Raw genomic sequence first — 13,866 nt, 5'->3', positions numbered from 1 at the left:
ACGGTCGTGTTTTGTTTGGGCCAAACACCACCCTTTTTTGGGTTGGGGGGGGTGGGTGGGGGTTTTTTTTGTGTCTCGGGGGGCCCGGGGGGGGGGCGCGGCGGCGACCGGGGCGCGAGAGACCGAGGCTCCCCTCGATCGGTCCTCGCGCGCGGTACCCCCTGGACGGTGCGAGGCTGCGGGAGGTGCCTCGCCGGCGCGCCCGGAGGGCCGAGGCGGAACCGCGTTGTCGGCGATGCGGCTCCAGCCCGTCTCGGAAGTCAGTCACGGCTCGAGGTCTGGGAGCCCGCGGCGTGGGCTCAAGGCCCAAGGCCACCAGATACGAGAGTAGAAGCCCGCCCCAATGATCGCTAGCCCACTTGCCACGCCGTTTGGAGGGCAGCCCGTCGGGCACAGGACGGTCGCGGTAGGGGGGTGGGGCGCGGGCGATGAAAGAGGGCGGCTCGGCCTGCGCTCGCGGGACGCGACCGTGCGGCGGGGAGCCGGAACGTCAGGCTTGTGTCCCGCTGGGCCGCAACTGCCGTAGGCGGCCGTCCAGTTCGCGCTGGTAGAAGTCGATGAAGCCGTCGGGGTCGGGGCCGGCGTTTTGCATGACGAGCCTGTCAAAGCCCGCGTCGACGAACTTCTGTGTCACCTCGGTGAACCGGGCGGGATCCGTGCCGCAGGCGAACTTCTCGCGAATGTCCTCCTCGCGCACGGTGGTGGTCGCTGCGTCGAAGTTGACCGGGTTGGGCAGTTCGCTCATGACCTTCCATCCGGTCATGGCCCATCGCGACGTCTCCAGGGCTGCCTGAGCCCCGGTGTGCTCGTCGGTGGCCCAGGCCATGGGGACCTCCGCGTAGCGGGGTCCGGTGCCGCCGGCGTCACGGTAGTGCTGGACGATGTCCGGCTTGTCCTCGGTGGCGAACAGACCGTCGCCCAGTTCCGCGGCGATACGCGTCGAGACCTGACCGCTGGCTGCCACCGCGATCAGGGGAAGCTCTTCGGGCAGGTCGAAGACGCGGGCATCCGCCAGCCGCAGGTGCTTGCCCTCGTAGGAACGGTACCCGCCGCTCCACAGCAGACGGATGATCTCCAAAGCTTCTCTGAGCATTTCGTGCCGAGTGCGCACCGTGTCGGGGAAGCCGCAGCCGACGACGTGCTCGTTGAGCCGTTCACCCGAGCCGACACCGAGGACGAAGCGGCCTTCTGACACCAGGGACAGGGTCGCGGCCGCCTGCGCGACGATGGCCGGGTGGTAGCGCATGGTCGGACAGGTCACTCCCGTCGCGAGCCCGATGCGTGTGGTCCTGGCCGCGATGCTCCCCAAGACCGTCCAGGCGAAGGGCGAATGGCCCTGGTTGTCGAGCCAGGGGTGGTAGTGGTCGCTGATCTCGACGAAGTCGAAGCCCGCCTGCTCCGCCAGCACCGCCTGGCGCACGAGCTCAACCGGGCCGAACGCCTCTGCAGCCAGCTTGTAGCCGATCTTCATGAATCCCTCGCTCTCGCGCGGCCCCGTTGTCCGTACTCCTGAAGCCGCGCAGGGCGTCCTGCCTCTGGCTGATGTTTCAGAATGACGTTCGTTGTGGGTGGGGCAGTTGTGTGTTGTGTCGGCAGGGGCTGTCGGGTGATCCGCACTGACCCCGGTGGAACTGTCGGTCAGCGGCCAAGGGCCTTGGACAGCTGCTCCTTGCTCATTGACGAGCGGCCGTCGATGCCGTGCTTCTTGGCCTCCGCGTAGAGCTGTTCCTTCGTGGGGCCCTGGGAACCGCTGTGAGAGCGTTCGCCGCCGCGCTGGGAGGCAGACTTGCTGTCCTTGGTGGACGTCTTGCTCGCTGTCTTCGACTCGCCGGAGCGGGCCCGTTCCTTGTTCACGGTGCGTGCGGCGATCTCCTTCGCCCGGCCCTTGGAAGTGCCGCGCTGCTCGGCACTGTCCTTGATGTGCTCGTACTGACGTTCACGCTTCGGGCTGGAACCTTGTGGCATGGCACTCTCCTTCCGGACCGGCGCTGCCGGTTCGGCGGCGCCCGTTTCCCGATGATTTCCGCGTACCCGCCGTCCGCTGTCTCTCACACAGATCGCGGGACACCCTGGTCCCATCTGATGCGGGGCCCTTAGGGTGTGCGAGTCGACAGCCACCGAACGGATGAGCGCCTGCGCCTACGGCCGGAAGCGGTGAGAGTGGCGCTGACGAGGCGAGGGTGGTGACCGCCTGCTTGGCGTGCTGGACCCTCGGGTATCCGCCGAGTCCGTCCCCGGGCCGTCAGGTGTTCCACCGCTCTTGGGCGTCGGGGAGCGCCGTGAGTCGGTCGGCCCTCGTGGTCAGACGGACCGTCCCTGGCTCTCCGGTCGTGGTCGAGGGCTCGTACGCCGTGACGTGGTCCCAGGGTGCGTACATCGACTTGGCGGCGGCGCGGCGTACCAGCCATGCCAAAGTGCGTGGGCCGCTCACTGGCCCGCGGTCGCAGGCCAGGAGGCGGACTCCGTGGTGTGTGGCGATGACCAGTCCCTGGACGCTGAGACGTCCGTACGAGTCGGTGGCGGCCGGGTCCTTCTCCTCGACCAGGCGGACATCGGAGACGTGGCCGATGTCCCTGCCGCTGACGTCGATGACGCGGGCGCCCATCAGGTCAGCCAGGCGCATGCCCGGCCCCCGGCAGCCGTCCGATGACGTTGTCGCGCATCCAGTCCTCCAGTGCGTGGAGTTGCATGTGGTCACGGGGCAGGCGAACGGTGACTACAGCGCCGATCGCGATGACATGCTCGAAGGGCAGGCGGGCCGGGCCTTCGCCCTGGCTGACACTGAGACGGCGCTGTACGGCTGCGAGCCACCGGGCCAGCAGGCCGCCGAACCGTGGTGCCAGGGCTGCGGGTCCGATGAGGACGGCTGTGACGTAGGGGCGGCCGTACTCGTCCTGCTCCAGTTCCAGGTCGTCGACTTTGCACACTGGTTTCTCGTCCTGGTCGATGACCTGGCGGTCCAGCAGGTGGAAGCGGGCGCTATAGGCGCGGCCGATGCGGCGCCGGTCTCGATCGAGGTCCTGGTGGCGGTTCATCACAGCCCTGCCTTCGTGGCGAGCATCAACGGGATGGCGGCGATCGCGGCGGCAAGGACGACGACGAGGAAGATGCCGCCCATGATGTTGGCGAACCGGCCGTTGACGGACGTGCCCATGTACGCGGAATCATTGGCCACCACCAGGATCGGCAGATAGGTCAGCGGCAGCGCGACCGCCGCGAACACCAGCGAGTACTCCGTGACCATGATCGGGTCCACGCCCGTGAGGATCAGCATCATCGCGACGATCAGCGAAATGATGATCACAGCGTGGAACCGGGAGGCGGTACGCGGTTTGACGGTCTTGCCCCAACTCCAGCCGAAGTACTGGGCCACCGTGTAGCCCGAGGACAACGCCGTCTCCAGCGCGGCGCCGAACGTGGCGGCGAATACCCCGATCAACACGAGGCCGAGGCCGACCTTTCCCAACGTGTAGCTGACGGGAAGCACCGCCTGTGACAGGTGCTCGACGGTGATCCCGGCCGGCTGGAACAACAGGGCCGCCGCGGCCATGATGGACAGAGCCAGCAACCCGCCGAGCGGAAACCCGGTGAACACGCTCAACCGTGCCGTGATCAGTTCCTTTCGCCCCCAGCGGTCCTCGACGCCACCGGAGGAGAAGAAGAACACCTCATAGGGGGTCATGGCACTGGCGAACAAGGCGACGCCGTAATAGAAGTACGTCGCCAGCCCCTCACCGCCGGGCACGTCGGGGTGCGTCATCCGGTCGAGGACACTGCCCCAGGCCGGGTCAAGACGGAAGACGGCTACGACGAAGACAGCCAGGGCGATCCCGCCAAGGCCGAAAACCCGCTCCATCGTCGCGAACTTGACACGCCAGATGACCAACCACACCACGAGCCCCACGGCCGGCACCCAGAGCAGGTAGGGCAACGAACTCATCAACTCGATCGCCAGCGCCACCCCTGCCAGCTCAGCCGCGAGGGCCAGCCCCGTCACCAGCAGAGATCCGATCAGATTGAGCAACGCGACGCGAGGCCCCAGCCGTTCACGGACCAGATCGAAGGTCGGCCGGCCGGCGACCGCGGCGACCCGGCCGGCCATCTCCGCGTACACGCAGATCCCGATCACACCGAGGACAAGCACCCACACCAGGGAGAACCCGAAGCGTGCCCCGACAAGAGAGGCGGTGATCAAGTCGGCGATGTCCACGAAGCCGCCGACCGCTGTCAGCATGCCGAGAGTGACGGCGAGCAGATGCTTCACGAAGACAGCTCCCTCTCCAGGCTCTCCAGCCGCTTCGCGACGGCGGGCAGCGCCTCAGCCGTCTCAGGCAGGCTCCGCACGGCTCCGCGCCGCGCAGCGATGCGAACGTCGGCCAGCGCGTCGGCCGCGTCGGTGAGTACCCTGCCCAGCCGATCCCGGACGGCGTCGGCCTTCGCACTCGGTGGCTGCCGGGTTTCGAAGGTGCTTTGGACCGCCAGCAGATCGCTCTCCGCTTCCCCCAGAAGCACGGAGATGTAGGGCCCCGTCACCCGGTCCTTTCCCGCGGCCCGCACGCCGAGAAGAGCGGTGTTCACCGCGGAGGCGGCCGCTTCGGCGGTGTTGGCCGCCTTACGCCGGTAATCCTCGTCCGTGCGCGAGGACCCCGCGCACCCGGCCACCAAACCCAGCACAACCAGAGCACCGAGCGCACGCGCGCATCGTGAGCGGCCCTTCATCGTCCCCTGACCACGAAGTAGAGCCCCACAGCCAGGAGCAACGCCAACTGGCCCCATGCCGCGAGGAGCACCAGCCCTTGGTTCATCGCGACCTCCACTGACCGCCTGGACAACCACCCGCCGCGCCCACCGCGATCGCGCGGAGCGGAGAAGGCATGGGGGTGCGAGGCGGCTTCGTACGCCCTGGGCGCGGTTCGCAGAGCGTCGCATGGCTCCGGCGATACACCGGCGCGCGGACACGGCGCAGCAGGCAAGTTAGCCCCAAAGAGAGTCGGCGGCCTGACTGTCCACCGTCCTGTCTGTCCACCGTCCCGCGGTGCGGGCGCGTGTCCGTGTCACTCATTGAGGTGCAGTACGGCCGCGTCATGCAGGTCTGAGGGCAGCGGTTTGTTTCTGTTCATCCTGTTATGGGATGAACCGGAAGGAGCCCCGGTGAGAAGCACGTTGGTGCTGGCAGACCTGTGGGCCCTGCAGACCACGCGCCCTGTCGGCAGCTGGTCGTCCTGACGTCCCACCGCGCTCACGTGTCAGGAGACCTTCCGTGCCGGTTCCCAGCTCTCCGCAGGTCCGCCTGCCCCTGCTCGCTCTGCTGGCCGCTGCCTGCATGGCGGGCCTGGTGCAGGCTCCGACCCACGCCGCGGACGCTCCCGCGGACGGCGACCGCGCATTGCGACGGCAGTTGCAGGAACTGACCACCGCGCCCGGCGGGCCGCCCGGAGCGATCGCCGTCCTCAAGCACGGATCTCGCACCGAGGTCTATCGGGCCGGGGTCGCCAAGACCGGCACCGGTCGTCCGGTCAAGGCCACCGACCACATGCGCATCGCCAGTACGGCCAAGGCGTACAGCGGCGCGGTCGCCCTCCATCTCGTCGACTGCGGGAAGCTGCGCCTGGACGACACCATCGGCAAGGTGCTTCCACGGCTGCCGCGCGCATGGCATCGGGTCACGCTGCGGCAACTCCTGAACCACACCAGCGGACTGCCGGACTTCAGCGCGGACCCGGCATTCGGGGCCTTGGTGACCGAGAACCCGCGCCGGCACTTCGACTCCCGCCGACTCCTTGACTTCGTGGCCGAGGAGCCGTTGGTGTTCCGTCCGGGGGCCCGGTACACCTACTCCAACTCCGACAACATCGCCGTGGCACTGATGGCCGAGGCGGTGACAGACCGCAGCTACGAAGAACTGCTCGCCGAGATCGTGTACCGCCCGCTGGGTCTGCGCGACACCGGCCTGCCGCAGAGCTACCGGATGCCGACGCCGTACATGCACGGTTACGACGTCACCCCGCCGAACCCGCCCGTGGACCTCAGCGAGGTACTGAGTGCGTCAGGCGTGTGGGCCTCCGGCGGGATCATCTCCACGCCGAAGGACATGACGGCCTTCATCCGCGGCTACGCCGGCGGAAAGCTGATCTCCGACCGGACCCGCCATCAGCAGCTGCACTGGGTGAACGGTGCGTCCGAGCCCGCGGGTCCCGGCAAGAACAAGGCCGGTCTGGCGATTTTCCGGTACGCCACACGCTGCGGAGTGATGTACGGCCACACGGGCAACTTCCCCGGTTACACGCAACTGGTAGCGGCTACCGCGGACGGCAAGCGGTCGCTGACCGTCTCCCTCACCACCCAGGTCAACAAGACGAACAAGCCCGCACTGCTGAAGCGGCTGCGGACCGTGGAGGAGAACTTCGTCTGCGCGTTGTTGCGCAAGCGGTAGGCGGACGCGGGCGGGCCTGCCGGCCTTGGCAGAAAAAGCCGTCGCGCGAGGCGGTGCTTCCCACGCGCGTCGAGATCACGGTTGGTTGCGGTTGCTGTCGCGCCTCTGCTCTCGCCGAGTCCACCTGGGACGTGCCGAGGGGCGTGTTCAGATGGCTTGCACGTCGCCGCGGGTCGAGGAGACGACCGTGTCCCGGTGGGCGAAGTCACCGGGCGGGATGCCGGGGTGGTGGCTGGGCAGCTGTTCCGGTGCGGTCGCGGCCGGGCCGAGGGTGAGGCGGGAGACGATGCGGTAGCGGTCGCCGCGGTACAGCGAATGGACGTACTCGACCGGGCAGCCGGAGTGGTCCGAGGTGAGCCGCTCGACCAGGAGAGCGGGGGAGAGCTCGGGCACTTCGAGCACCTCGGCCTCGGCCCGGGTCACCACCGTCGGTTCGATGGTCTGGGTCGCTTCGCGGACATGAACGTCATGATGTTCGCTCAGATGCTCGTACAGATCGCCGCTCTCCAGTTCCTGCGCGGAGAGGCCGGGCACCAGATCGGCGCGGATGTGCAGGTGCTCGATGGCCATCGGGGCGCCGTCGACGAGCCGCAGCCGGGCTACGTAGACGATGCGGGCGGCGGGGGAGAGGCGCAGCTTGCGGCCGACACGGGCGCCGGCCTGGATGGTGGTGAACTCCAGGAGCCGGCTGGACCAGGCGCCCCCCGCGCGCGGCACCTTCAACCCGTGCGCGGGCGCGATCAGTTCCTGGGTGATCTTCTCCGGTGCGACGAACATGCCACGCCCGTGTTCGCGGACGAGAACACCCGCCGCGACCAGTTCGTCGACGGCCGCGCGCAGGGTGGGGCGCGAGACGCCCAGATCCGCGCAGAGCGCACGCTCGGAGGGGATGGGGTCACCGGGGCGCTGTGACTCGACGAGCTGCAGGAGGTGGTCACGGACCCGCTCCCGCTTGAGCACCGCTCCTGAGGAGCGCCGTCCGACCCCCGCCTTCGCCGTCCCGCCCGTGCCGTTCGCGTCGGTGGTCACCGTCCGCCCCCTCCTGCCGTACGACCAGCTGTCTTACCAGTTGACCACGAAAGCGTGGAGATCGACAACCAAACCCTTAACTCCCCTGAGTGCAGCGGGGGTTGACGCAGCCAATGGTCTATGCCAGCTTTCTCCCTCACCAGAGGTCACCTGACCAGTTAGACGCTGGTCAGGTCCGGCATCCCAGAGGTGAACCGTGAAGTTCCGTTTGCTTGCCGGTGTGTCCGCGTTCGCCGCGGTCGCCGGGCTCAGCGCCTGTTCGTCCGGCTCCGGTGGCGGGGAATCCGCCGGCGGTGGAAAGACCGCGATCGATGTGTGGCTGATGCGCGACAGCGTCTCGTCCGCCTTCCAGAAGGACTTCGAGAAGGGCTTCGAAGCCGCGCACCCCGACATCGACGTACGCATCCAGATCCAGGAGTGGGACGGCATCGGTGAGAAGGTCACCGCGGCGCTTGCCAGCAACGACGCCCCCGACGTCATCGAGACGGGCAACACCCAGGTCGCCCAGTTCGCACAGAGCGGCGGCCTGCGGGACCTCAGCGACAAGGTCGACGACCTCGGCGGCGACGCCTGGCTCAAGGGGCTCGCCGAACCGGGAGCCTGGGAGGGCAAGCAGTACGGCATCCCGTACTACGCGGCGAACCGCGTCGTCATCTACCGCAAGGACCTCTTCGAGAAGGCCGGCGTCGACGCCGCCGCGATCAAGACCCGTGACCAGTGGGTGGCCGCGACGAAGAAACTCAACAAGGGCTCACAGCAAGGGATTTACCTGCCTGGACAGAACTGGTACACCTACGCCGGCTTCGTCTGGGACGAGGGCGGCGACCTCGCCACCGAGTCGGGCGGCACCTGGAAGGGCGCACTGGACAGCCCCGAGGCGCTGCGCGCCATGGCCTTCTACGAGAAGCTGCAGGCCCTCGGCAAGGGGCCGAAGGACTCGGACGAGGCACAGCCGCCGCAGGCCGAGGTCATGGCCAAGGGCCAGGTCGCACAGATCGTCAGCACGCCGGGCGGAGCCAACGTCGTCACCCAGAACAACCCCGAACTCAAGGGCAAACTGGGCTTCTTCCCGATCCCGGGCAAGACGGCGGACACCCCGGGCGCGGTCTTCACGGGAGGCTCCGACCTGGTCATCCCGACGGTGTCGCAGCACCACGACGCCGCGTACACCTTCGTCAAGGAGCTGACCGGCGACACATGGCAGAAGAAGCTCGCCGTCGCCATGAGCTACGTCCCCAACAAGACCACCCTCGCCGGCGCGGTCGCCGACGATCCGGGCGCCTCCTCCATGGCGGTCGGAGCGGCCGTCGGACACGCGACGCCGAACACGCCGGGCTGGGCCGCCGTCGAGGCCAAGAACCCCATCAAGGACTACCTGACCGCCGTCCTCACCGGAGGCGATCCGAAGCGCGAGGCGGCCGAGGCGTCCGACGCCATCACCAACGCCATGAAATCCGGTACCTGACCCAGCTGTTGACCACCGCGCACCGCCAACCCACACCGAGAGGAGTGCGCCGTGACCATCGTCCGCGATCCGGCAGTGTCCCGCCCGCCTCGGCGTACGCCGACCACCACCACCCGCCGCTCCAACATGTCCGGCATCTGGCCGTACCTGCTCGTGGCGCCCGCGGTCCTCGGGATGCTCTACCTGCTCGTCTATCCGCTGGCGCGGGCCGTCCTGATCTCCTTCCAGGACTTCGGCCTGCGCCAGCTCATCCTGGGCGAGGCGCACTTCACCGGCTTCGACAACTACACGGCGCTCCTGTCCGACCCACGGTTCTGGGCCGTGGTGCGCCGCACCTTCCTCTTCATGGCCGTCAACGTCGCACTGATCATGGTCCTGTCGACACTCGTGGCGCTGATGGTGGAGCGCCTCGGGCGGTTCGGCCGCACGGCCGTGCTCAGCGCGCTCGTGCTCGCCTGGGCGATGCCCGTGGTCGCGGCGACCACCGTGTTCCAGTGGCTCTTCCACTCCGAGTTCGGGATCGTCAACCACGCCCTCACCGAGCTGGGATTCAGCAGGTTCGAAGGCTATCCGTGGCTCGCGCACGGACCGGCGGCGTTCGCCATCCTCGTCACCCTGGTCGTGTGGCAGTCGGTGCCCTTCGCCGCGATCACGCTGTACTCGGCGCTGACCACCGTGCCCACCGAGCTCTACGAGGCCGCGCGCATCGACGGCGCATCCGGATTCAAGATCTTCCACTCCGTCACTCTGCCGATCGTACGGCCGATCTTCATGCTCGTGCTCTCCCTCGAAGTCATCTGGACCTTCAAGGCGTTCGTGCAGATCTGGGTGATGACCCGCGGCGGCCCCGGCGACGCCACGACGATCCTGCCGGTCTACGCCGTGCAGACCGCACTGTCCCAGCAGCGCTACGACCTCGGATCCGCCGCGTCGATGCTGACCGTGCTGCTCATGTCCGGCGTCCTTGTCGCCTACTTCCGCCAGATGTTCCGACAGGAGAACGAGCTGTGACGACCTCGCGCGCACTGCGCCGCCTGCCGCTCAACATCGCCGCCACCGTGACGGTCGTCGTCTGCCTCTTCCCCGTCTACTGGATGGTCACCACCGCCTTCAAACCGTCACGCGACATCCAGTCCGACAGCCCTCAACTGCTCCCGCAGAGCTGGACGTTCGACCACTTCCGGCGGGCCGTCGACGCGGACGGATTCGCCCTGTTCTGGCGCAACAGCGTGCTTGTCACCCTGGCGGCAGTCGCCCTCGCCCTGCTCGTCGCACTCGGTGCCTCGTTCGCTGTGGCCCGGATGCGCTGGCGCGGACGCAGTCAGTTCATGCTCATGGTGTTCATCGCGCAGATGGCACCGTGGGAGTCCCTGATCATCCCCGTCTACATCATCTCCCGGGACACCGGGATGCTCGACCGGCTGCCGACGCTGACCCTCATCTACTTCATGATGACGCTGCCCTTCACCATCGTCGTGCTGCGCGGCTTCATCGCGACGATCCCGGCGGAGCTCGAGGAATCGGCGCAGGTCGACGGCTGCACCCGGTTCGGCGCGTTCCGGCACGTGGCGTTCCCGCTGCTCGCGCCCGGCCTGATGGCGACATCGCTGTTCGGCTACATCACGGCATGGAACGAGTTCGCCTACGCCAACTTCCTGATCATCAAGCAGCAGGACCACCGGACGCTGCCGGTGTGGCTGTCCTCGTTCCACAACACCTTCGGCACCGACTGGGGCGCCACCATGGCCGCCTCGACCCTGTTCGCGCTGCCCGCGCTGGTGATCTTCCTGCTGCTGCAGCGACACGTGACATCCGGCTTCGCCGCCGGCGCCGTCAAGGGCTGACGCGCCACCGCGTCCGCCTTGCCGTCGTGTCTGTCCCGCAAGCCCCGCGCCCGCATCGGAGGTCCGCCGTGCCCGCGTCCCGCCCCGCACTCGTGCCTGCGCCCACCCAACTGACCGCACGCCCAGGCCACTTCACGCTCACCCCAGACACCACACTCCGCATCACACCCGGCGCCGAACCCGCCGCCGCCCTGCTGCGCACCCTCATCGCACCCGCCACCGGACTCCCGCTCCGACCCGCTCCCGACGGGCCCTTCGTCCTCGCACACGACTCAGGACTCAGCGGTCTCGGCACCGAAGGCTACGGCCTGACGATCTCACCCGACGCCGTGCTGCTGCGAGCCGCCCACCTCACCGGCCTGCTGCGCGGCATCCAGACGATACGGCAACTGCTTCCCGCCCAGGCCCTGGCGGACCGTGCCCGGCCGGGCATGCCCTGGCAACTTCCCTGCGTCGAGATCACCGACGTACCACGGCGCGCCTGGCGCGGTTTCATGCTCGACGTGGCACGTCACTTCCAGCCCGCGTCGTTCCTGCGCCGCTACGTCGACCTGCTCGCCCTGCACAAACTGAACGTGCTGCATCTGCACCTCACCGACGACCAGGGCTGGCGCATGCCGGTCGCCGCTTATCCGCTGCTGACCGAGGTGGGCGGACGGCGCGCTCAGTCGATGGTGGGCCCCGCCGGGTCCGAGGTCTTCGACGGAATCCCGCACGAAGGGGCCTACACGGAAAGGGAGCTGCGTGACCTCGTCACCTACGCCGCCGCCCGCGGCGTCACGATCGTGCCCGAAGTGGAGATGCCAGGCCACACCCGCGCGGCCCTGGCCGCCTACCCCGAACTCGGCTCCGTCCCGGCCCGCCGACTCGACGTGTGGACCCGCTGGGGCGTGTGCGACACCGTACTCGGCGTCCACGAGCCCGTCCTCGACTTCTGCCGCACCGTCCTCGACACCGTCCTGGACGTCTTCCCCTCCCCGCATGTGCACGTCGGCGGCGACGAATGCCCCACGACGGAGTGGGCCACAAGCCCCGCCGCACGGGCGCGCATCGAGGCCGAACGCCTGTCGGGACCTGCCGAGTTACGAGGATGGTTCCTCGGCCGGATCGGCGCCCACCTCCGGGAGCGCGGCCGGATCCCGACCGCGTGGGCCGAGACAGGGGAGAGCCTGCCGCCCGAGTTCACCGTCATGACCTGGCGCGATCCCGAGCACACCCGCGTCGCCCTCAAACGCGGCCACGCCGTGGTCAGCAGCCACCACAGCGCCACCTACCTCGACTACGCCCAGTCCACGTCCCCGACCGAACCGCCTGCCCAGCCCGGCACCGTGGTCGATCTACGGACCGTTCACGACCACGACCCACCCGACGAACCCACTTCGGGCGGCGAACTCCTCGGCGTACAGGCCCAGTTGTGGACGGAGTTCGCCCCCACCGCCAGTCACGTCGACTACCTGGCCTTCCCCCGGCTCGCCGCGCTCGCCGACCGGGCGTGGCACGGCCCCTCGCCCTGGCCTCTGGCACGCGCACGCCTGATCGCACACGGCGCCAGGCTCGCCGCGCTCGGCGTGCGGCACGGACCGTTCGACCCGTACGTCCCCGTCCCCCACCGTTTCGGAGAGGAACCGAGATGAGTCCTGCACGAACGCCCTCCCGCAATACGCTCTCGAAATCGGCACGCTGCGCTCTCGTCGCCCTGCTGGGCTGCACAAGTCTGGCCGCGCTCCCCGCCACCGAGGCCGGCGCCGCCGCGGGCGCCGTGTCGGTGCAGTACCACACCGGCTCCACCGGCAGCGACCAGGCCGAACCGTGGCTGAAGGTGAAGAACACCGGCACGTCCGCCGTGGCACTCAGCGGCGTGAAGCTGCGCTACTACTTCAAGGCCGACTCCGCGAGTGCCACCTACCGCTTCGCCTGTTCGTGGGCCGTGAAGGGCTGCGGCAACATCACCGGCACCTTCGGCACGCTCGCCCATCCCACCGCCACCGCCGACCGCTACCTGGAGATCGGTTTCACTTCGGGCGCCGGTTCTCTCGCCGCCGGAGCCGACAGCGGCGACCTCCAACTCCGTTTTCACCGCTCCGACTGGCAGGCGCTGAACCAGAGCGACGACTACTCCTTCGGTGCCACGCAGGGCTCCTACGCGAACTGGACGAAGGTCACCGCCCAGGTGGACGGAGCGGCGGTCTGGGGCACGGCCCCCGAGGGCAACGACCCCACAGATCCGACCGATCCGACCGACCCCACCGACCCGCCCGGCTCAGGGGCGAGCCTCTTCGACGACTTCAACTACACGAAGTACGACGACCCGGCACTATCGGCTCATGGCTGGAACGTACGCTCCAACTCCGGTGGCCCGGGGGTGCCGGGTGCGACCTGGGCTCCGCAGAACGTGACGTTCTCCGCCTCCGGCGGCAACTCCGTGATGAACATGGAGACATCGACGGCGGGCACGGGGCAGAGCACCAAGCAGACCGAAGTGCTCACCAAGGCCATGAAGTTCAAGAACGGCACGTATGCGGCGCGCGTGAAGTTCAGCGACGCGCCCAAGACCGGGCCGGACGGCGACCACCTGGTGCAGACGTTCTTCACCATCAACGACCTCAAGGCCCCGATGGCGGACGACTATGCCGAGTACGACTTCGAGTACCTGCCCAACGGCGGCTGGGGCGAGCCCTCGAACATCCTGTACGCGACGTCCTGGGAGACCTACAACCCGGACCCCTGGCAGGCAGTCAACCAGCACACCGAAAGCCGGCAGAGCTACGCGGGCTGGCACGACCTGGTCGTCACGATCGACAACAACACCATCAAGTACTACGTCGACGGGCAGCCGTTCGGCACACACGACGCCGCGTATCTGCCGGAGCGGCCCATGTCGATCAACTTCAACCAGTGGCTGATCGACCTCGCCGGGCAGACCAGCACAAGCCCGCGCGCGTACGACCAGCAGGTCGACTACGTCCTGCACGTCAAGGACCAGGTCCTGACCCCCGCACAGGTGGCCGCGAAGGTGGCGGCATACCGCAGTGCCGGCACAGCGTTCGAGGACACGGTGCCCTCGTCGTGAGGTGAAGGCCGGACAGGGACGCTCC

The 13,866-nt window shown here is 68.4% G+C and carries 13 protein-coding genes; 6 read left to right on the top strand and 7 right to left on the bottom strand.

Annotation, left to right across the window (positions count from 1 at the left end; genetic code table 11):
* Positions 1 to 490: 490 nt before the first annotated feature.
* The 6 genes from AB0I94_RS34070 to AB0I94_RS34045 form a co-directional block, all read right to left on the bottom strand.
* On the bottom strand, positions 491 to 1,471 hold the full coding sequence (locus AB0I94_RS34070) for a TIGR03557 family F420-dependent LLM class oxidoreductase (RefSeq protein ID WP_363313599.1): 981 nt from the start codon (positions 1,469 to 1,471) through the stop codon (positions 491 to 493).
* Positions 1,472 to 1,638: 167 nt separating this feature from the next.
* Positions 1,639 to 1,965, bottom strand: coding sequence for a plasmid stabilization protein (locus tag AB0I94_RS34065; protein WP_363313598.1), 327 nt, complete (start codon positions 1,963 to 1,965; stop codon positions 1,639 to 1,641).
* Positions 1,966 to 2,242: 277 nt separating this feature from the next.
* Entirely contained in the window at positions 2,243 to 2,623 is a 381-nt protein-coding gene (locus tag AB0I94_RS34060) for a PRC-barrel domain-containing protein (protein WP_363313597.1), read from the bottom strand.
* A complete protein-coding gene (locus AB0I94_RS34055) occupies positions 2,610 to 3,035 on the bottom strand; it encodes a hypothetical protein (protein ID WP_363313596.1) in 426 nt (141 codons plus the stop codon). The genes AB0I94_RS34060 and AB0I94_RS34055 overlap by 14 nt, the downstream gene beginning before the upstream one ends.
* Positions 3,035 to 4,264 carry a divalent metal cation transporter gene (locus AB0I94_RS34050; RefSeq protein ID WP_363313595.1) on the bottom strand — a complete coding sequence of 410 codons (1,230 nt, stop codon included), beginning with the start codon at positions 4,262 to 4,264 and terminating at the stop codon, positions 3,035 to 3,037. Before AB0I94_RS34050 ends, AB0I94_RS34055 begins: the two co-directional genes overlap by 1 nt.
* The gene (locus tag AB0I94_RS34045; protein WP_363313594.1) at positions 4,261 to 4,719 is read right to left on the bottom strand and encodes a hypothetical protein; all 459 of its coding nucleotides are present in this window, start codon (positions 4,717 to 4,719) and stop codon (positions 4,261 to 4,263) included. Before AB0I94_RS34045 ends, AB0I94_RS34050 begins: the two co-directional genes overlap by 4 nt.
* A gap of 541 nt (positions 4,720 to 5,260) precedes the next feature.
* Between AB0I94_RS34045 and AB0I94_RS34040 the strand changes: the two genes are divergently transcribed.
* Entirely contained in the window at positions 5,261 to 6,433 is a 1,173-nt protein-coding gene (locus AB0I94_RS34040; protein ID WP_363313593.1) for a serine hydrolase domain-containing protein, read from the top strand.
* A 147-nt stretch (positions 6,434 to 6,580) separates the two neighbouring features.
* On the opposite strand, the gene AB0I94_RS34035 is transcribed toward AB0I94_RS34040, so the two are convergent.
* The gene (locus tag AB0I94_RS34035; protein ID WP_363313605.1) at positions 6,581 to 7,393 is read right to left on the bottom strand and encodes a GntR family transcriptional regulator; all 813 of its coding nucleotides are present in this window, start codon (positions 7,391 to 7,393) and stop codon (positions 6,581 to 6,583) included.
* A gap of 265 nt (positions 7,394 to 7,658) precedes the next feature.
* Between AB0I94_RS34035 and AB0I94_RS34030 the strand changes: the two genes are divergently transcribed.
* The 5 genes from AB0I94_RS34030 (at position 7,659) to AB0I94_RS34010 (ending at position 13,841) form a co-directional block, all read left to right on the top strand.
* Positions 7,659 to 8,927, top strand: coding sequence for an extracellular solute-binding protein (locus AB0I94_RS34030; protein ID WP_363313592.1), 1,269 nt, complete (start codon positions 7,659 to 7,661; stop codon positions 8,925 to 8,927).
* A gap of 75 nt (positions 8,928 to 9,002) precedes the next feature.
* The gene (locus AB0I94_RS34025) at positions 9,003 to 9,938 is read left to right on the top strand and encodes a sugar ABC transporter permease (protein ID WP_363313604.1); all 936 of its coding nucleotides are present in this window, start codon (positions 9,003 to 9,005) and stop codon (positions 9,936 to 9,938) included.
* Complete coding sequence (locus AB0I94_RS34020; RefSeq protein ID WP_363313591.1) at positions 9,935 to 10,771, top strand: carbohydrate ABC transporter permease; 837 nt, start codon at positions 9,935 to 9,937, stop codon at positions 10,769 to 10,771. The genes AB0I94_RS34025 and AB0I94_RS34020 overlap by 4 nt, the downstream gene beginning before the upstream one ends.
* A gap of 68 nt (positions 10,772 to 10,839) precedes the next feature.
* Complete coding sequence (locus tag AB0I94_RS34015) at positions 10,840 to 12,405, top strand: beta-N-acetylhexosaminidase (RefSeq protein WP_363313590.1); 1,566 nt, start codon at positions 10,840 to 10,842, stop codon at positions 12,403 to 12,405.
* A complete protein-coding gene (locus AB0I94_RS34010) occupies positions 12,402 to 13,841 on the top strand; it encodes a cellulose binding domain-containing protein (protein WP_363313589.1) in 1,440 nt (479 codons plus the stop codon). Before AB0I94_RS34015 ends, AB0I94_RS34010 begins: the two co-directional genes overlap by 4 nt.
* Positions 13,842 to 13,866 lie beyond the last annotated feature (25 nt).

It is taken from the genome of Streptomyces sp. NPDC050147 (assembly GCF_040660195.1).
Classification (GTDB): domain Bacteria; phylum Actinomycetota; class Actinomycetes; order Streptomycetales; family Streptomycetaceae; genus Streptomyces.
Note: the sequence above shows the minus strand (reverse complement) of the source record. Positions and strands in the feature narration are given on the sequence as shown.